Origin of the sequence: Nocardiopsis ansamitocini (assembly GCF_030268225.1) — a bacterium.
GTDB lineage: Bacteria > Actinomycetota > Actinomycetes > Streptosporangiales > Streptosporangiaceae > Nocardiopsis_D > Nocardiopsis_D ansamitocini.
Genome location: NZ_BSQG01000001.1, coordinates 246,613 through 265,671, shown reverse-complemented (window position 1 = coordinate 265,671; position 19,059 = coordinate 246,613). Strand labels below are relative to the sequence as shown.

Sequence of the window (19,059 nt, the reverse complement as noted above, 5' to 3'; positions counted from 1 at the left end):
ATCCCCCGCCACCCGACGGTTGTTGTCATAGCCCGGGGATACGGTTGGGTCCGAGGGTGGATCATGTCCGACGGGGGAGTTGAGGCGACGTGCGTCCGGTGACCGATATCGAGCGTTCGCTCAAGCCGTTCGAGGTCATCTCCGAGATGACCCCGGCCGGCGACCAGCCCGCCGCGATCGCGGAGCTGGCCAAGCGGGCCACCGCCGGCGAGCGCGACATGGTGCTGCTGGGCGCCACCGGAACGGGCAAGACCGCCACCGTCGCGTGGCTGGTGGAGAAGCTCCAGCGCCCCACGCTGGTCATGCAGCCCAACAAGACCCTGGCCGCGCAGTTCGCCAACGAGCTGCGCGACATGCTGCCCAACAACGCCGTCGAGTACTTCGTCTCCTACTACGACTACTACCAGCCCGAGGCGTACGTCCCCCAGACCGACACCTTCATCGAGAAGGACTCCTCCATCAACGAGGAGGTCGAGCGGCTGCGCCACTCGGCGACCAACTCGCTGCTCACCCGGCGCGACACCATCGTCGTCTCCTCGGTCTCCTGCATCTACGGCCTGGGCACCCCGCAGGAGTACGTCGACCGCATGGCCACCATCAAGGTCGGCATGGAGGCGGACCGCGACGACCTCCTGCGCCGACTGGTGCAGATGCAGTACACCCGCAACGACTACGCCTTCACCCGCGGCACCTTCCGGGTGCGCGGCGACACCATCGAGATCATCCCGGTCTACGAGGAACTCGCCATCCGCATCGAGATGTTCGGCGACGAGGTCGAGCGGCTGCTCACCCTGCACCCCCTCACCGGCGAGGTGATCGGCGAGGACGAGCAGATGTACATCTTCCCCGCCTCGCACTACGTGGCCGGCCCCGAGCGCATGGAGCGCTCCATCAAGGACATCGGCACCGAGCTCACCTCGCGCCTCGCCGAGCTGGAAGGCGCGGGCAAGCTGCTGGAGGCCCAGCGGCTGCGCATGCGCACCACCTACGACCTCGAGATGCTGGAGCAGATGGGCATGTGCTCCGGGATCGAGAACTATTCGATGCACTTCGACGGCCGCGCGCCCGGAACCCCGCCCAACACGCTCCTGGACTACTTCCCCGAGGACTTCCTGCTGGTCGTGGACGAGTCGCACGTGACCATCCCGCAGATCGGCGGCATGTACGAGGGCGACGCCGCGCGCAAGCGCACCCTGGTCGACCACGGCTTCCGGCTTCCCTCGGCGATGGACAACCGGCCGTTGAAGGCCGACGAGTTCCGCGAACGGATCGGCCAGACCGTCTACCTCTCGGCGACCCCGGGGCGCTACGAGCTGGAACGCGTGGGCGGCGACGTCGTCGAGCAGGTCATCCGGCCCACCGGCCTGGTCGACCCCGAGGTCGTGGTCAAGCCGACCGACGGCCAGATCGACGACCTCGTCCACGAGATCCGGGTGCGGGCGGAGCGCGACGAGCGGGTGCTGGTCACCACGCTCACCAAGAAGATGTCGGAGGACCTCACCGACTACCTCACCGATCTCGGTATCCGGGTGCGCTACCTGCACAGCGAGGTCGACACGCTGCGCCGGGTCGAGCTGCTGCGCGAGCTGCGCGCGGGCGAGTACGACGTCCTCGTCGGCATCAACCTGCTGCGCGAGGGGCTGGACCTGCCGGAGGTCTCGCTGGTGGCGATCCTGGACGCCGACAAGGAGGGGTTCCTGCGCTCGGGCACCTCGCTGATCCAGACCATCGGCCGCGCGGCGCGCAACGTGGCCGGACAGGTGCACATGTACGCCGACCGGATCACCGACTCGATGGAGAGCGCCATCGAGGAGACCAACCGGCGCCGCGCCAAGCAGATCGCCTACAACGAAGAGCACGGCATCGACCCCCAGCCGTTGCGCAAGAAGATCGCCGACATCCTCGACTCCCTCAACCGCGAGGACCTCGACACCGAGTCCCTGCTGGAGGGCGGGTACCGCAAGGAGAACCGCGGGCGTGCCCCGGTGCCGGGCCTGGCCAGGCACGGCGGTGCGGAGCGCTCAGCGGAGGTCTCGGCGATGCCGAGGGTGGAGCTGGCCGATCTCGTGGAGCAGTTGACGGCGCAGATGCACCAGGCGGCCACCGACCTCCAGTTCGAGCTCGCCGCCCGGCTGCGCGACGAGATCAAGGAGCTCAAGCGGGAGCTGCGCGGCATGGAGGAAGCCGGAATGGGCTGAGAGGCGCAGCCGCTCCGCGGGTGCCCTGTTGCATGGGGCGAACGCCTACACGGCCAAGCCGGGTTCAAAGTAGCCCGGCGTGCGGAACAGGCCCGTGAAGGTCCCCGGGCCGTGGCGTTCGTCCAGCCACGCCCCCAGCTCCGGCGCATCACCGTTGATGATGGCGGCGAGTAGACGTGTGTGGCACTCGCTCTCCTCCCCGGGGGCGAACTCCGAGAGGAAGTGCGCGTATCGGCGGTTGACACCTTCCTCGTAGCCGCTGAGGGCTGCCGCGTAGAGCGTCTGTTCTTCGCTTTCCGGTACGTCCACCACGCGCCGGGTGTCCTCCTCCGTCAACGTTCCCGTCACGTCTCGGAAGGTGAGTGTGCCGAGAATGTCTGAAGGTTCCGTCAAACCGAACCGTTCTGCTGTCTGTCGGGTGATGGAACGCGCCTCTTTGTCACACGCTCCTTCCATGACTATTCCGAGATTTCGCGTGTGGCGGCTTCCGTGCTGATCGGCAGCCGAGTAGGACTGCCCGGTTGCGCGGCGATAGTTGATTCCGTACTGCGTGCGGACGGGGATGCCTGCCACTTCCACGTACCGCCTACGCGATCCGTAGTGAAGGCAGTCATGCGCGTACGCACGCAGCAGGTCGAGTAGGGCCAGAGCGGGGCGTTCGGGGTTCCGTCGTTCCATGGGGCCGTACATGGTGATGACGGCCATCATTTGAAGGTGCCGGTATCCCTGATCCGAGTGGTGGAACCCGCCGAAGGCACCGACACGCGAGGATTCGCAGCCGATCAGTACGCGGTCGAGCGGCAACATCTTCGTCAACCCGCATCCGGCGTACCGACGCCTGGCCGTTTCTGCACCTGCATAAAACAGCGCGGTATCGATGCCATGAGCCGTCCATCGGTTGAGCGTTTCCGAGAGAGGCCGGAACACGTGGGCCGGGTGCTTTCCCGTGAGCGAAGACGCGTCGGCGCGCATGGCTGCCAGCATCGCCATTGCCTTGACGCCGGTGACGGACTCGTTCGGGGAGAGTTCCGTCAGGTCGCCGCCCCCGCCCTGATGAGTTGGACGTGGGACTCTTGTATCCCTTCCGGGAGCGTGTCCGGGCTGAACCATTTCGCCTCCAGAATCTCGAAGCTGTCGAGCTTGAGAGTTCCACCCACGTGAAGCGCCTCGTAGGCGATTTCCGCGCGGAGCTTGTAGCCGCTGGTCACCTGGACCAGTCGGCCAGGAAGGACTTCGAGACCGGTTTCCTCCCGAACCTCTCGAACGATGGTTTTCGGGAACTCTTCACTCTTGATCGCATAACCGGTGGGAAGTCCCCATGGCCGCTCTGCGGGCCACATTCGGTGTTTGAGAAGCAGGATCTCCCCCGCCTCGTTCCGCACCACGCCCGTCACGCCGATCATGAATTTGGCGTGCGCGAACCACAGGAAGCGCCATTGCAGGGGTCCGCGAATGAGCTTCCACATTCGGGCAATGATGCGCTTCATACGCACTCTTTCGATAGGGCAAGCGTTGGACGCGCTTGCGATGTTTGCTCAACCTATGCCGTCGGGTGTGGGTCATGCCCAGGCTGGCCCCCGGGGCAAGTCACGTAATCGCCGTGTCTGGTGCCGGTCTCTGTCGCCGCTACTGCCATGCTGTCCCCGCCTCCCGTGTTGGTGAGTACGAGGAAATGATCCCTCAAGCTAGCCCGAACTCAGCGCTTTATTGGCGTTGTCGGGTAAAAATCATCGACCACTCGGACAACAGTCCCCGACAGTTTTCACCCCAAACCGTATATTTCTCGTACCTGTCGAAGTCATCTCGGTAAGCGTTCACGTCTCGGTGGTCCCGGAGGGTCAGAGCCCCGGTTCCGGTTTCCACAGTGGCAAGGCGCCGGTCGTAGACCGTGAAAGTGTTCAACGGCCGTTCCGGAATATGGCCGATGAGAGGGAGAACGCCTAACTGGACGTTGGGCAGGCGGGAAACCGATGTCAATCGATCCAATTGCATAGCCATTGCAAGAGGGGGAAGGATAGGCCACCTGGCAGCCTGCTCGGTCAGGATGAAAGTGAACGACTTCTCAGTGTCGAGCAGGATGCTCTGTCGTTCAAGTTTCTTGGCAATTGTTTTTTGTTGATCGCCGGAGACATCGGCGATGCTCGCCCGAACATAGTCGGGTGTGGCGAGTAGGCCGGTGACCATGGAGAGCAGAAAGAAACGGAACTCCTTGGTTCTCGCCTCCAGGCGTGCCAACTCATTCTGCTTTTTGTCCAATCCCCTGCGGCGAGACGTCCAATGATCTTGCCACTCAGTGTTGGCGGAGCGGGCAAGCGACAGGATTTCAGTAGCTAGCGGACCGTTGGCGCCCAGGGATTCAAGGATCAGCTCGACATCGACTATGGCGGGGGTCAACTTCCCGCTTTCGATGTTGCTCACCTTGGTCTGACTCATGTTGCAGCGCTTGGCGAGCCGCACCTGAGTCCATCCGGCCCGGTTGCGCTCCTCCTTCAAGGCTGCCGCTAGATCTGACCTGGAACGTCTCAGCGCCCCGGGATCAAAGGCCAAGGCCCTTCACATACTCCTCGAAGGAAACCGACTCATCGACCGCGATCCGCTGGTAGTCAAGGAACGGCGCAACGTCGCCATGGAACACTTCTCGGCCGATCTGCCGACCGTCGGAGTGGTAGTTCATGAGGACCACTTCAAAACGGTCGAACATCCAAAAATCCTGTACTCCCTCAAGAGGGTTGGGTCGATCCGTCACGTCGAGAATGCGGATTCGTTCACCGGCCAGCGAGTGGGCCTTGTAGTAGTGGTGGAACTCGAACCGAAGGTAGTCGGACAGCGGACGAGTCAGCACATGAACCCGGCCTTGGCTTCGTCCCTGTGTGACTTGCCGGCGCAACCGGTCGGTGTACTCGTTCGACACGGATGCCGGATCGATGCGAGCACCGTCCCTGAATGCCTCGAACTCCTCCGCTTCCTGGGGCATGAGGTATTGAGGCAGAGTCTCCAGACGCCAGGCTTCCCGCTGAAATCCTTCAAAGCGAGCAGCCCACTCCTCACCAGCCAAGAGCACGAACAGCCTCCCTCAACGTCTCCTCGGGAATCTCCACGAGCCCTTCCCCGTCAGGCGCCTTGAAGGCATCGGACATGTCGCCCTGGACCACGAATGATCCCGATGCGGTCCGGTAGACGTTCGGGCAATCGTCCTTACCGCACGTACCGTTTTCGTTGCCGGTAAGCCGGATCAGTCCTTCACGAGCCATGACCACGAACCCCCTCGGACGACCCCTGCGGGCCGGTTGTCACGACCGTACGAGTGGCGCACCTGAGCCGTCTATGCGGGAGCCCCAATATTTGCGTCATCGCATAAACCGGCCCATCCGCGAGAGCATCGGGGCAACCCGGCGTGGGGCGGATTGCCCGTAGTGGAAGCGCGCGTTGATATCCTCGCGACTCCCGGTACCGATGCCGCACTCGTCCGGCAACCGCCTCGTTACGGTTCCACGGCTCGAAACCGGTCCCAACAGTGGGTTCCTTGTGCTGGTGGGCATCCCCGTAGAAATGGATGGGGTGGCCGTCGCCGGGCTCGACCAGGACCGGACGCCGCCGTTTCGACGCTCCGGGACTACTGATCCTGAGCGGGGGAGGCCCCGGCAGGCAACGAGCCCAGCCTGCGGTGACCGCTTTCGGTCGCCGTCCGTACCCGAATCGTCGCCGTGGCGAACCGTGGCGGGCCCGCGCGCGTCCAATCATCGGGTGGCCGAGCAGCCGGCCGCCCGACCACGACTTGAGGAGAATCCCCATGCGAGGCCGGATCCTTGCCACCGCCGGTGCGGCGACCCTGTTCATGCTGGCAGGCGCGGGCTGTAGCGGTATCGACCTGCGCGACGAGAACGGCACCGGTATCTCCATCGACGAGGACGGCGGTGTCTCGGTCGGCAACGGAGACGCCGAGGTCGTGATCCCCGGCGCGGGAAACGCCTCGGAGTCGAGTGGAGGGGTGCGGGCCGACGGCGAATCCGTGTTCACCATCGCCTCCAGCGGGGAGAACATCAAGGAAGACTGCGGCGATCGTGCCGTCAACGTCGTGGCCAGCGACACGACGGTGGTCCTGAACGGCTCCTGCGGTGACGTCAACGTCGCGGGAAGCGGCAACGAGGTCCATGTCGGCACGGCGACGTCGGTGAACGTGGTCGGTTCAAAGAACCTCGTCTACTACGCTTCGGGTGACCCGCGTTCGGCTGACCTCGGCACCGGCAATGTCATCGAGGCAGGCGGGGACGCCGCTCCCTGATCCGGTTCCGTGGTGCCTGCCCCTGCCCTGCCGTCACTTCGGATATTCCGTTACGGTTGGAACGTTTGTGGCGACACCCCCGAGGGATTGCACAGCAGCATTTTCAATACGAAGTCGGGAATTTTCCATTATTCCCTACTAGCGGTAACTTGAGACGATACTGTCTCTTCATGTAGTCACGGCGCGACTTTAGGTAATCGATCAGCGGCTCTAGCGGCGGAGCGCCAGCGACCCGCGCTTCGTGCGTTGGAACACGCGTTTCGCCAGGGAGGGATGAATGAGCGGTTATGTCGCACGGGTGCGGCATGACGATCCGCCCGGCAGTACAGCCGAGTTCGACCAGCTGGTGCGGTCGGTCGCCCGGCGATGGGCAGAGATCGATCCACTGCTGCCCGCTCCGTCGCATCCGCGGCTCAGTTCGAATCCGCTGCTGACCGTCAGCGACGAAGTGGGCCGCCCGATGGCCACCGGGACCATGCGTTACTCCTGGTTCCAGCCGGGAGAGGTCGGTCGCACCTGGGGGGTGCCCGACCAACACTGGATCACCCCGCTCGTCGGCGGCCCCGACCCCGAAGGGGCGTTGGACTCGCTGCTGGCCAGTTGGCGCGACCAGTTGGAGGAACTGCCCAGCGGTACCGGCTCGGAGTCGGCCGCGCTGTTGACGTGGCCCGCACGCGATGTCTCCGGTGTACGGCCCCTGCAACGCCACGGGCTCCAGCCCTTCACGGTCCTGGCCGCGCGTCAGCGGCGGCGCGGGGTTCCCCCGTCGCTGCCCCCGCGCGACGTCACGATCCGCCTCGCCGATCACCACGACCTGGCGGCGGTCGTGAGCCTGGTCATGGAGGAGCACCGCTACGAACAGCATTTCGGCGGCGTGTTCATCCAGCCCGAGACGGCCGAGCAGACCCGTCGCGTGGTCGCGCGGGCGCTCAGCCGGCCCCCGTCGTGGGTCTGGTTGGCCGAGCGTCGCGGGCGCGCGGTGGGCCTGGTCTGGGTTTCGCCGCCCGAGCGCGCCCGCTGGGTCTCGCCGCTCGTGAACGCCGGCCCCGCCGCCTACATCGGCTACGGCGTGGTGGCCGAGGAGGAGCGCGGCAGCGGCATCGGTACCGCCCTCGTCAGCCAGGCGCACCACGCCCTGGACGCCCACGGCATCGCGGTCACGCTGCTCAACTACGCCCTCATGAACCCGCTCTCGGGCCCGTTCTGGAACCGCATGGGCTACCGGCCGCTGTGGACCACCTGGGAGGTCCGGCCGGCGCTCGCGCTGCGCTGACCGTTTCATCGGCGCGGGCCCGTCCCGCGCCGATGAGCGACCCGGGCGGTTCCGCCCGGAATCGGGTCTCCGTCCGCTCTGGTGTCGAGGTGTCACGAAACGCTACCTTCGGTGATTGTCTCGCGGCATCGAGTCGCGAACCGACGCGAGGGGAATACCGATGCGCTGGAGACATCGGGTCGGAGCCGCAGTGGGCGCCCTGGTCCTCACCACGGCCGCGGCCGTACCGGCCCAGGCCGACGGGGAGCCCGCACCCCACGACGACAACGGAAAGACCGCGACCGCCCGAGGCCACGGGGGAGCGGTCGCCACGGTGGACCGCGACGCCACCGAGGCCGGAATGCAGGTGCTGCGATCCGGCGGCAACGCCGTGGACGCCGCAGTCGCGGCCGCGGCCGCACTGGGCGTCACCGAGCCCTACTCCTCCGGATTCGGCGGTGGCGGGTACTTCGTCTACTACAGCGCCGAAGAGGGACGGATCCACACTCTTGACGGCCGTGAGACCGCCCCCGCGGCGATGGCCGAGGATTCCTTCCTGGAGGGCGGTGAGCCCATTCCGTTCGCCGAGGCGGTCACCTCAGGGCTCTCCGTGGGTGCCCCAGGAACTCCGGCCACCTGGGAACAGGCCGTGGAGCGCTGGGGCAACCGGCCGCTGCGCACCGTGATGAACCCCGCCATCCGCCTCGCCGAGCGCGGCTTCATCGTCGACCAGACCTTCCACGACCAGACCGCCGCCAACGCCGAGCGCTTCGCCGACTTCCCCGCCACGGCCGAACTGTTCCTGCCCGGTGGCGCGCCGCCCGCAGTGGGGACCCGCCTGCGCAACCGGGACCTGGCCACCACCTACCGCGAATTCGCCCGCCACGGCACCGGCGTCCTCTCCAGCGGCATCGGCGCCGACATCGCCGCCACCGCGGCCGACCCGCCGGTGCGCCCCGGCGCCACGCGCACGGTGCGCCCGGGCCTGCTCACCCAGGCCGACGTCAGCGGCTACGAGGTCGTCGCCCAGGAGCCCACCCGCGTCTCCTACCGCGGCCTCGACGTGTACTCGATGGCCCCCTCCTCCTCCGGGGGATCCACCGTCGGCGAAGCCCTCAACATCCTCACCGCCCTCGACCCCGACCCCGCCGACTCCGCGCGACTGCAACACCACACGCTGGAGGCCAGCAAGCTCGCCTACGCCGACCGCAACGCCTACGTCGGCGACCCCGCCTTCGTCGACGTCCCGCTGGACACCCTGCTGTCGGACGAGTTCGCCGCGCAGCGGGCCTGCCTGGTCGACGACGCATCGGTGCTGCCCGCCCCCGCCGCCCCCGGCGACCTCGACGGCTCGGGCGAGTGCACACCGGCAGCCCCCCAGCAGGCCGGCGAGCACGAGGGGCCCTCGACCACCCACCTGGTGACCTCCGACCGGTGGGGAAACGTGGTGTCCTACACCCTCACCATCGAACAGACCGGCGGAAGCGGCATCACCGTTCCCGGCCGCGGGTTCATCCTCAACAACGAGCTCACCGACTTCGAGTTCGAGGTCGCGCCTTCAGGTGCCGGAGCCGCCAACCTGCCCGCGCCCGGCAAACGGCCACGCTCCAGCATGGCCCCCGCGATCGTGCTGAGTGACGGCGCACCCTTCCTCGCCCTGGGCACGCCCGGCGGCGCCACCATCATCACCACCGTCCTCCATCTCCTGGTGGACCGCATCGACCGCGGACTGACACTGCCCGAAGCGCTGGCCGCCCCCCGCCTCTCCCAGCGCAACGCCGCCACCACCCAGGCCGAGCCCGCCTTCTTCGGCACCCCCGAGGAGAAGGAACTGAGCGCGCTGGGCCACCAGTTCACCTCAACCCCCGAGATCGGTGCCGCCGCCGCACTGGAGTTCCTACCGGACGGCGGGGTCCTCGCCGCAGCCGAAGCCGAGCGCCGCGGCGGTGGGCACGCCGCCGTCCAACTGCCCTGACGCCGAGCCGTCCCCGGTCGGTCCGCATGGGCCGACCGGGGACGGCCATTAGGCTGGCCGCCGAGGCGTTGATCACGAGCAGCGGAGGCCGCATGGGTGTAGGGCGTGTGGAGATCGTCGAGGTCGGCCCCCGGGACGGTCTGCAGAACGAGAGCCGGGTCCTGCCGGTCGAGGACAAGCTGGAACTGATCGCACGGTCCGTGGCGGCCGGGGTGCGCAGGATCGAGGCCGTCAGCTTCGTCAACCCCAAGCGCGTTCCGCAGATGGCGGGTGCCGAAGAGGTCATGGCCGGAGTCGACCGCCACAGCGGCGTCGCCTACATCGGCCTCGTACTCAACCGCCGCGGCCTGGACCGGGCACTGGCGGCCGGGGTGGACGAGGTCAACGTCGCGATTCCCGCCACCGACGGCTTCTGCGTGCGCAACCAGGGCTGCACGGTCCAGGAGATGCTCGCGGTCTTCGCCGACATCGCCGCCGCGGCCCAGGAGGCGGGGACACCGGTCAGCGCCACCGTCTCCACCGCGTTCGGCTGCCCCTTCGACGGGGAGACCCCGCCCGCGCGCGTAGCCGAGATCGCCCACCGCGTCGCCGACGCCGGCGCCGTGGAGGTCGCCATCGCGGACACCATCGGCGTCGGGGTGCCCGCTCAGGTCGCGGACCTGGTCGAACGGGTCCGCGCGGTGGCGGGGCAGGCGGTGCTGCGCTGCCACTTCCACAACACCCGCAACACCGGCTATGCCAACGCCCTGGCCGCCCATGCCCACGGGGTCCGGGTCCTGGACTCCAGCGTCGGCGGTTTCGGGGGGTGCCCCTTCGCCCCGGCTGCCACCGGCAACATCGCCACCGAGGACCTGCTCTACATGCTGCACCGCAGCGGGGTGCGAACGGGGATCGACCAAGGGGCGACGGCCGCCGTCGGCGACTGGCTGGGTGCCCGCCTCGGGAAGGAACCCCCGGCGCTGCTGGGCCGGGCCGGAGCCTTTCCCGCGCCCTGACGGCCCAGGTGGCAGGCGGTGAGGACCACGTGCGGGCGAGTGTGCGACCGCGGCGTGCGACGGTGTTATCCTGGTCGCCCGTGGAGTCCGAGGCATCTGGTGGCGATTACGTCAACCGCCCGCGGACACCGCACGGTCGCCCGTCGAACATCCTGGCGATCCGTAGCCATACGACCACGGGAGCATCACTTTGGCATCCGCCGCGAGTACCAAACACCTTTTCGTCACCGGCGGCGTCGCCTCCAGTCTCGGAAAAGGTCTGACCGCCTCCAGCCTGGGGCGCCTGCTGAAGTCGCGGGGCCTGCGGGTCACCATGCAAAAGCTCGACCCCTACCTCAACGTCGACCCCGGCACGATGAACCCCTTCCAGCACGGCGAGGTCTTCATCACCGACGACGGTGCCGAGACCGACCTCGACATCGGTCACTACGAGCGCTTCCTCGACACCGAGCTGCCGGCGTCGGCCAACGTCACCACCGGCCAGATCTACTCCAGCGTCATCGCCAAGGAGCGCCAGGGCGCCTACCTCGGCGACACCGTGCAGGTCATCCCGCACATCACCAACGAGATCAAGTCCCGCATCCTGGCGATGGACGCGGCTGACGTCGACCTCGTCATCACCGAGATCGGTGGCACGGTCGGCGACATCGAGTCCCAGCCGTTCCTGGAGGCCGCCCGCCAGATCCGGCACGAGATCGGCCGCGACAACTGCTTCTTCCTGCACATCTCGCTGCTGCCCTACCTCGGCCCCTCCGGTGAGCTCAAGACCAAGCCCACCCAGCACTCGGTGGCCGCCCTGCGCAGCATCGGCATCCAGCCCGACGCGATCGTGTGCCGCTCCGACCGGCCGATCCCGCAGAGCCTCAAGAGCAAGATCAGCCTCATGTGCGACGTGGACGAGGGCGGTGTGGTGTCCTGCCCCGACGCCCCCTCCATCTACGACATCCCCAAGGTCCTGCACCGCGAAGGGCTCGACGCCTACGTCGTGCGCCGACTGGGCCTGTCCTTCCGCGACGTGGACTGGACCGAGTGGAACGACGTGCTGGGCCGCGTGCACCAGCCCGACCACGAGGTCACCGTCGCGCTCGTGGGCAAGTACATCGACCTGCCCGACGCCTACCTGTCGATCACCGAGGCACTGCGCGCGGGCGGATTCGCCCACCGGACCCGGGTCAACATCCGCTGGGTCGCCAGCGACAACTGCGCCAGCTCCGAGGGCGCGGCCCGCGAACTGGACAGCGTCGACGCCGTACTGATCCCCGGGGGCTTCGGGGTGCGCGGCATCGAGGGCAAGCTCGGCGCGATCCGCTACGCCCGCGAGAACAAGATCCCGCTGCTGGGGATCTGCCTGGGCCTACAGTGCATGGTCATCGAGTACGCCCGCGACGTCGCCGGCCTGGAGGGCGCCAACAGCGTCGAGTTCGACGACAAGGCCAAGCACGCCGTCGTGGCCACCATGGCCGACCAGACCGACGTGATCGCCGGCGAGCGGGACATGGGCGGCACGATGCGCCTGGGCCTGTACCCGGCGGCGCTTGCCGAGGGGTCCCTGGTGCGCGAGGTCTACGACGGCGCCCCGGAGGTCTCCGAACGCCACCGCCACCGTTTCGAGGTCGCCAACGCCTACCGTGACCGCCTGGAAGCGGCCGGCCTGGTCTTCTCCGGTCTCTCGCCCGACGGCAGGCTCGTGGAGTACGTCGAACTGCCCCGTGAGGAGCACCCGTTCTTCGTCGCCACCCAGGCCCACCCCGAGCTGCGCTCACGGCCCACCCGGCCGCACCCGCTGTTCGCGGGCCTCGTCTCGGCCGCACTGGACTACGCCCCCACCCGAGCGGCCGGCCACCAGTGAGCGGCACCCCCCTCGCCGACGTTCCCGAGTCCTGGCCGGTCGAGCGCTCCCAGGAGCGTTACGCGGGCGCCAAGACCGGGATGACCACCGACTGGGTGCGTATGCCCGGCCGGGACGGTGACGAGCTCGTCGCCCGTGACCTCTTCACCCACCCCGGTGCCGTGGTCGCCCTGGCCCTGGACGACGCCGGACGGGTCCTGCTGCTGCGCCAGTACCGTCACGCGGTGCACCACCTGCTGTGGGAGCTGCCGGCGGGGATGCGCGACGTGACGGGGGAGCCGCCCGTGCGCACCGCACAGCGGGAACTGTTGGAGGAGACGGGCCACCGGGCCGAAACCTGGCACGAACTGGTCGACTTCTTCCCCTCCCCGGGGTTCTCCACCGAGCGCATCCACATCTTCCTGGCCCGTGGCCTCACCGAGGTCCCCGCCGACGAAGTGGACTTCGTGCGCGTGCACGAGGAGGCCGACATGCCCGTCGAATGGGTCCCCCTGGCCGAGGCCGTGGCCGCGGTCGCCCAGGGCCGGCTGCACAACGGCGCCACCATCCTCGGGATCCTCGCCGCGCACGCGGCCTCAGCGGACGGTTTCGCCACTCTGCGCACGGCCCAGGAGTAAATCAGGAGCGATCCGGGTCCTCCTCGGCCCAGCCGCGCCGTCGCCCCGAGCGGGCGGCGGCGCGGCGCTTTTTCCTCCCCGCCCGCGTGGTGCCCGCGCGAAACGGGTCCGCTGTGGCATCATCGCCCCGATCAACGGGAGGGGAGCTTGCAGACGATGACCGAGCAGGGGCCGCAGCCGGTTGAGCCCGCAGCCGCCCTGCTGGCGGCCGTGCGCGGTTACCTCGATCACCTCACGGTCGAACGCGGCCTCGCCGAGAACACCCTTACCTCCTACCGGCGCGACCTGCGCCGCTACCTGGAGTTCCTGGCGCAGCGAGGCGTCGGGGAACTGGCAGGCGTAGGCGCCGAGGACGTCGCGGCCTTCCTGCGCGTCCTGCGCGAGGGCAGCACCGGCCACCCGCCGCTGGGCGTCAACTCGGCAGGACGCACGGTCGTGGCGGTGCGCGGCCTGCACCGGTTCGCGCTGCGCGAGGGGATCACCGGGGGCGACCCCGCGCGCGAGGTCCGCCCGCCCACACCGCCCAGACGGCTGCCCAAAGCCATCTCGCTCCACGACGTCGAGACGCTGTTGGCCGCGGTGTCCGGCGAGGAGGACCCGCGCGCACTGCGCGACCGGGCCCTGCTGGAACTCCTCTACGGTACGGGTGCGCGTATTTCCGAGGCGGTCGGCCTCGACGTCGACGACATCGACCGGTTGCGCGCGGACTCCGGGGCCGAAGGAGTGCGCGTGGTGCGGTTTCGCGGGAAAGGCGGAAAGGAACGCCTCGTTCCCGTCGGCCGGTTCGCCCGTGAGGCGTTGGACGCCTACCTGGTCCGGGCCCGACCGGCACTGGCCGCCTCCGGCCGCGGTACACCCGCGCTGCTGCTCAACGCCCGGGGCGGTCGGTTGACCCGCCAGGGCGCGTGGGCGGTACTGCGCTCGGCCGCCGAGCGGGCCGGGCTCAACGATGTCTCGCCGCACACCCTGCGGCACTCCTTCGCCACCCACCTGCTCGACGGGGGTGCTGACGTGCGCGTTGTCCAGGAACTGCTCGGCCACGCCTCGGTCACGACCACGCAGGTCTACACCCTGGTGACGGTCGATCGGCTGCGCGAGGTGTACGCGGCCGCCCACCCTCGGGCCGCCGCGCTGGACTGAGTCAGGCCCGGGTCCAGGCAGGGTCCGGTGAGGGTCAAGGCCGCGAGTGTCGCGTTGATTCGCACCCCCGCACGTTCTAGAGTCGCCGAACGACGGTCCAACGCTGTCGACATATTGAGTTTTTCCGACGGCCAGTCAACCGGTTCGCCTGAACTGGTAACGAATGGCTGGTCCGTAGGGAGGTCCTGGGTTGTGAGCTGGTCGGGAAACGACGACGCGGAGACAGCAGCACCGGTCTCCGTCGGTGAAGAGGCGGAACCTGAGTCGGCAAGCAATCCCTGGGGGCACACACGCAGCACGGGGGCGGCACTGACCACGATCATCAACAGACCAAAGCCGGAGTTCCCGGCCCCGGTCGCACTCGACCAGCACGGCCCCGCACGGGTCGTGGCACTGTGCAACCAGAAGGGTGGGGTAGGCAAGACCACAACCACCATCAACCTCGGCGCTGCCATAGCCGAGTTCGGCCGGCGGGTCCTGCTCGTGGACTTCGACCCTCAGGGCGCGCTCTCGGTGGGCCTGGGGAGACTGGACCCGCGTGAGCTCGATCTCACCGTCTACAACCTGCTGATGCAGCGCGACGTCACGGTCGAGGACGTGCTGCTCAAGACCAGCATCGAGGGCCTCGACCTCATCCCGAGCAACATCGACCTCTCGGCCGCCGAAGTGCAGCTGGTGGGCGAGGTGGCGCGCGAGCAGATGCTGGGCCGCGCGCTGGCCCCGGTGATCAACGACTACGACGTCGTGCTCATCGACTGCCAGCCCTCGCTGGGGCTGCTGACCGTCAACGCGCTCACGGCCGCCCACGGTGTGATCGTGCCGCTGGAGTGCGAGTTCTTCGCACTGCGCGGTGTGGCACTGCTCATGGACACCATCCAGAAGGTCCAGGAACGCCTCAACGAGGACCTGGTGATCGACGGTTTCCTCGGCACCATGTACGACCCGCGCACGCTGCACGCGCGGGAGGTGCTGGCCACCATCATCGACGGGTTCGGCGACAAGGTCTACAACACCGTCATCAATCGCACCATCCGGTTCCCCGACGCCACCGTGGCGGGCGAGCCGATCACCCGATTCGACTCCTCATCGGCGGGCGCCAACGCCTACCGCGAACTGGCCAAGGAGGTGCTCGCCAGGTGGCCTCTCAGCGTTCACGACGCGTGACGCTGCCCGGTGCGGCGGACCTGTTCTTCAGGCCCACGTCCGCGGCCCCCGCGGCCGAGACCGAACCGGTCGCCCCTGTGGCCGATCCGGTAGCCCTGGCAGAAGTCGAGGTGGTGCCCAAGAAGCGGGCCCGCCCGGTATCCGCGGCGAAGAAGAAGCGCGCCGCACCCGAGCCGAGCGGTCGGCAGCGCCATGACGAGAAGATCACGGTGTATGTTTCCGCCGCCGAACTCCTCGCCCTGGAGCAGACCCGGTTGACGCTGCGCGCCGAGCACGGGCTCAGCGCCGACCGGGGCCGGATCGTCCGCGAGGCGGTCGCCGTCCTGCTGGCGGACTTCGAAGAGCACGGTGACGCGAGCATGCTGGTGCAGCGGCTCGCGGAGAACTAGGTCGGGCACCGCGCAGGCGGTGCCACCCTGGTACACATGACCCACTCCATTTCGATCTTCGCGCCGTGACCGAGGAGACGCTTCCGAGCGGCTTCCAGGTCCATCTCGACAACTTCGAAGGCCCCTTCGACCTACTGCTGGGGCTGATCTCCAAGCACAAACTGGACATCACCGAGGTGTCGCTGTCGAAGGTCACCGACGAGTTCATCGCCCACATCAAGGCCCACGGAGATTCCTGGGACCTCGATCTGGCGAGCAATTTCCTGCTGGTGGCGGCCACGCTGCTCGACCTGAAAGCGGCGCGGCTGCTACCACGCGGGGACGTGGAGGACGAGGCCGACCTCGCCCTTCTGGAAGCCCGTGACCTGCTGTTCGCCCGGCTACTCCAGTACCGGGCCTACAAGGAGGTCGCCGCGGTCTTCTCCGGCCGGATCTTCTCCCACAGCCGCCGCTACCCGCGCGCCGTCGGCCTGGAGCCGCGCTTCGCCGAGGCCCGCCCCGACGTCTTCATCCGGCTCGGCCCCCAAGAGTTCGCCGCGCTCGCGGTGCGCGCACTCACCCCCAAGGAACCGCCGAGCGTCCCGGTGACGCACATCCACCAGACCAAGACCTCGGTTGCGGAGCAGGGGCTGCTGGTCGTGGAGGCGCTACGAGAACGGGGGAGCCTGTCGTTCGCCGAACTCACCGTCGACTGCACCGGTACCTTCGAGGTCGTCGCGCGGTTCCTGGCACTGCTGGAGCTCTACCGCGCCGCCAACGTCGGGTTCGATCAACCCGAGCCGTTGGGTGCCCTCCTGATCACCTGGACCGGGAGCGGGGCCGGCGAGGTGACGGTCGCCGATGAGTACGGCCGGACCAAGGACCCCGACGACGATGACGATCCCGACGACAACGGAGCGACCACGTGAGTCACACCAGTACCCAGGCCGACCGTGACAGGGGCGGGGTTCCCGCCGTGCTGCGCCGCGACCTGGAGGCGGTCCTGATGGTCGTGGACCAGCCGGTGGCCGAGTACGAGCTGGCACGCGCCTTCGGAGTCGAGGTGGAGGAGATCGCCGCCGCACTGCACGACATGGCACGGGAATACACCGAGCAGGGGCGTGGTTTCGACCTTCGTGAGGTCGCCGAGGGGTGGCGTTTCTACACCCGTCCCGAGTGCGCCGAGGCCGTCGAGCACTTCCTGCGCGACGGCCACGAAGTGCGGTTGACCCAGGCCGCACTGGAAACCATGGCGGTGGTCGCCTACCGCCAGCCGGTCTCCCGGGGAAGGGTTTCGGCCGTACGCGGTGTCAACTGCGACGGTGTTATGCGTACCCTCGTATTGCGGGGGCTGATCGAAGAGGCCGGCCACGACACCGAATCCGGTGCGTTGCTGTACCGCACGACCAGCTATTTCCTGGAGCGACTGGGGCTGCGCAGCCTCGACGAGCTTCCCGACCTCGCACCATTTCTGCCCGACGACATCGAAGGTCTCGACGACACCGGTGAACACACCACGTAACGATGACGGCCCCCGCAACGACCGGGGCTCCTATGGCGCGCGCGGTGAGCGCGGCCGACCCGACCCGCGCGGTGAGCGCGGCAACTCCACCCCGCGTGGTGAGCGCGGCGAATCCGACCGTTCCTCCCGCGGCTCCTACGGAAGCCGGGACAATCGCGGTTCCTATGCCAGCCGTGACGACCGTCCGCGTGGCGGGGGTTCCTATGGCAGCCGTGACGATCGGGGTTCCTCCGGTCGTGACTCCCGTGACTCTCGCGGTGGTTCGTACAGCCGTGACGACCGGGGTTCTTCCGGTCGTGACTCCCGTGACTCTCGTGGTTCCTACGCCAGCCGCGATGACCGTCCGCGTGGTGGGGGTTCCTACGCCAGCCGCGATGACCGTCCGCGTGGTGGGGGTTCCTACGGCAACCGCGACGACCGTTCTCGCGGTGGTTCGTATGCGCGTGACGAGCGCGGTGGTGACCGTCGTGATTCCCATGACTCCCGTGGTTCCGCCAACCGTGGTCCGTCGGGCCGTGACGACCGGGGTTCTTCCGGTCGTGACTCCCGTGACTCTCGCGGTTCCTATGGCAGCCGCGATGACCGTCCGCGTGGTGGTTCGTACAACCGCGACGATCGTGGTTCCGCCAACCGTGGCCCGTCGGGCCGTGACGACCGTCCGCGCGGTGGGGGGTCCTATGGCAGTCGTGATGACCGGGGTTCCTCCGGTCGTGACTCCCGTGACTCTCGCGGTTCCTATGCCAGCCGTGACGACCGTGCAGGCGCGGGCGGCGGCTCCCGTGAGGAGCGTCCCCGCGGCGACAAGCAACGGCACTACGTCGACCGTCCCGGCCGTTCCACGGCCCGCGCGGAGCAGGAGCTGTCGGCCAAGGCCCAGGCCCGCCTCCGCGCGTTGCGCGCGGAGTACAACCCCCGTGACGACGACGCCGCCGACGGCCCCCGCGACACCTACACCGACGTGCCCGGCGGTATCCGGCTGCAAAAGGCGCTCGCCCAGGCCGGCGTGGCCAGCCGGCGCGCCAGCGAAGAGCTGATCGCGGCCGGGCGCGTCTCGGTCGACGGCCAGATCGTGCGGCGCTTCGGCGCCCGTGTCGACCCGGAGAAGTCCGAGATCCGCGTCGACGACATGCGGGTCGCCACCGCGCCGGACATGCTCTACTACGCGCTGAACAAGCCGCGCGGTGTGGTCAGCACCATGTCCGACCCCGAAGGCCGCCCCACCCTCGCCGACTACGCGGGCCAGACCGACGAGCGGTTGTTCCACGTCGGCCGGCTCGACACCGAGACCGAGGGCCTCATCCTGCTCACCAACGACGGCGATCTGGCCAATCGCCTCACCCACCCGCGCTACAAGGTCATCAAGACCTATATCGCCAAGGTGAACGGTCCCATCCCGCGCGAGGTCGTCAAGCAGATCCGCGAGGGAGTGGAGCTGGAGGACGGTCCCGTGAAGGTCGACTCCTTCCGAGTGGTCGACGACGCGGAACCGCGGGCCCTGGTGGAGATCCGCCTGCACGAGGGGCGCAAGCACATCGTGCGCCGCCTCATGGAAGCGGTCGGCCACCCGGTCGCGGACCTCGCCCGCACCCAGGTCGGGCCCATCGGCATCAACTCCCTGAAAATCGGTACCATGCGCGCGTTGAGCCCCAAGGAGGTCAGCGAGCTCTACACTGCCGCAGGGATGTAGTTGACGGATT

Annotated in this window: 17 protein-coding genes; 13 read left to right on the top strand and 4 right to left on the bottom strand. The window is 68.1% G+C overall.

Going from position 1 to position 19,059, the window contains the following annotated elements; all coding sequences use genetic code 11:
* The first annotated feature begins 89 nt into the window (after positions 1-89).
* The gene (gene uvrB / locus QSJ59_RS01185) at positions 90-2,198 is read left to right on the top strand and encodes an excinuclease ABC subunit UvrB (protein WP_285756765.1); all 2,109 of its coding nucleotides are present in this window, start codon (positions 90-92) and stop codon (positions 2,196-2,198) included.
* A 45-nt stretch (positions 2,199-2,243) separates the two neighbouring features.
* Here uvrB and QSJ59_RS01180 read toward each other — a convergent pair whose 3' ends face one another.
* From QSJ59_RS01180 to QSJ59_RS01165, 4 genes are all read right to left on the bottom strand, one after another.
* Positions 2,244-3,188, bottom strand: coding sequence for a hypothetical protein (locus QSJ59_RS01180; protein WP_285756764.1), 945 nt, complete (start codon positions 3,186-3,188; stop codon positions 2,244-2,246).
* A gap of 41 nt (positions 3,189-3,229) precedes the next feature.
* Positions 3,230-3,685 carry an NUDIX domain-containing protein gene (locus tag QSJ59_RS01175; RefSeq protein WP_285756763.1) on the bottom strand — a complete coding sequence of 152 codons (456 nt, stop codon included), beginning with the start codon at positions 3,683-3,685 and terminating at the stop codon, positions 3,230-3,232.
* 217 nt (positions 3,686-3,902) lie between these two features.
* Positions 3,903-4,745: a helix-turn-helix domain-containing protein gene (locus tag QSJ59_RS01170; protein WP_285756762.1), complete on the bottom strand. Its 843-nt coding sequence runs from the start codon at positions 4,743-4,745 to the stop codon at positions 3,903-3,905.
* Positions 4,735-5,259, bottom strand: a complete 525-nt coding sequence (locus tag QSJ59_RS01165; protein ID WP_285756761.1) for a DUF6879 family protein — start codon at positions 5,257-5,259, stop codon at positions 4,735-4,737. The genes QSJ59_RS01170 and QSJ59_RS01165 overlap by 11 nt, the downstream gene beginning before the upstream one ends.
* 729 nt (positions 5,260-5,988) lie before the next feature.
* Here QSJ59_RS01165 and QSJ59_RS01160 point away from each other — a divergent pair.
* The 12 genes from QSJ59_RS01160 to QSJ59_RS01105 all read left to right on the top strand — a co-directional run bounded on the left by QSJ59_RS01160 (position 5,989) and on the right by QSJ59_RS01105 (position 19,049).
* A complete protein-coding gene (locus tag QSJ59_RS01160; RefSeq protein ID WP_285756760.1) occupies positions 5,989-6,480 on the top strand; it encodes a DUF3060 domain-containing protein in 492 nt (163 codons plus the stop codon).
* A gap of 277 nt (positions 6,481-6,757) precedes the next feature.
* Positions 6,758-7,753: a GNAT family N-acetyltransferase gene (locus QSJ59_RS01155; protein ID WP_285756759.1), complete on the top strand. Its 996-nt coding sequence runs from the start codon at positions 6,758-6,760 to the stop codon at positions 7,751-7,753.
* Positions 7,754-7,913: 160 nt separating this feature from the next.
* Positions 7,914-9,707, top strand: a complete 1,794-nt coding sequence (ggt, locus tag QSJ59_RS01150; RefSeq protein WP_285756758.1) for a gamma-glutamyltransferase — start codon at positions 7,914-7,916, stop codon at positions 9,705-9,707.
* Positions 9,708-9,799: 92 nt separating this feature from the next.
* The gene (locus QSJ59_RS01145) at positions 9,800-10,702 is read left to right on the top strand and encodes a hydroxymethylglutaryl-CoA lyase (protein WP_285756757.1); all 903 of its coding nucleotides are present in this window, start codon (positions 9,800-9,802) and stop codon (positions 10,700-10,702) included.
* A 190-nt stretch (positions 10,703-10,892) separates the two neighbouring features.
* Entirely contained in the window at positions 10,893-12,551 is a 1,659-nt protein-coding gene (gene pyrG, locus QSJ59_RS01140; RefSeq protein ID WP_285756756.1) for a CTP synthase, read from the top strand.
* Entirely contained in the window at positions 12,548-13,168 is a 621-nt protein-coding gene (locus QSJ59_RS01135; protein WP_285756755.1) for an NUDIX domain-containing protein, read from the top strand. The genes pyrG and QSJ59_RS01135 overlap by 4 nt, the downstream gene beginning before the upstream one ends.
* A 156-nt stretch (positions 13,169-13,324) precedes the next feature.
* Positions 13,325-14,308 carry a site-specific tyrosine recombinase XerD gene (locus QSJ59_RS01130; RefSeq protein ID WP_285756754.1) on the top strand — a complete coding sequence of 328 codons (984 nt, stop codon included), beginning with the start codon at positions 13,325-13,327 and terminating at the stop codon, positions 14,306-14,308.
* A gap of 192 nt (positions 14,309-14,500) precedes the next feature.
* Entirely contained in the window at positions 14,501-15,472 is a 972-nt protein-coding gene (locus tag QSJ59_RS01125) for a ParA family protein (protein ID WP_285756753.1), read from the top strand.
* Positions 15,445-15,861 carry a hypothetical protein gene (locus tag QSJ59_RS01120; RefSeq protein ID WP_285756752.1) on the top strand — a complete coding sequence of 139 codons (417 nt, stop codon included), beginning with the start codon at positions 15,445-15,447 and terminating at the stop codon, positions 15,859-15,861. The genes QSJ59_RS01125 and QSJ59_RS01120 overlap by 28 nt, the downstream gene beginning before the upstream one ends.
* 65 nt (positions 15,862-15,926) lie before the next feature.
* Positions 15,927-16,769 (top strand): segregation and condensation protein A, encoded by an 843-nt coding sequence (locus QSJ59_RS01115; RefSeq protein ID WP_285756751.1) that lies wholly within the window; start codon positions 15,927-15,929, stop codon positions 16,767-16,769.
* Positions 16,766-17,362: an SMC-Scp complex subunit ScpB gene (gene scpB / locus QSJ59_RS01110; RefSeq protein WP_285756750.1), complete on the top strand. Its 597-nt coding sequence runs from the start codon at positions 16,766-16,768 to the stop codon at positions 17,360-17,362. The genes QSJ59_RS01115 and scpB overlap by 4 nt, the downstream gene beginning before the upstream one ends.
* Positions 17,346-19,049: a pseudouridine synthase gene (locus QSJ59_RS01105; protein ID WP_285756749.1), complete on the top strand. Its 1,704-nt coding sequence runs from the start codon at positions 17,346-17,348 to the stop codon at positions 19,047-19,049. The genes scpB and QSJ59_RS01105 overlap by 17 nt, the downstream gene beginning before the upstream one ends.
* Positions 19,050-19,059: the final 10 nt, after the last annotated feature.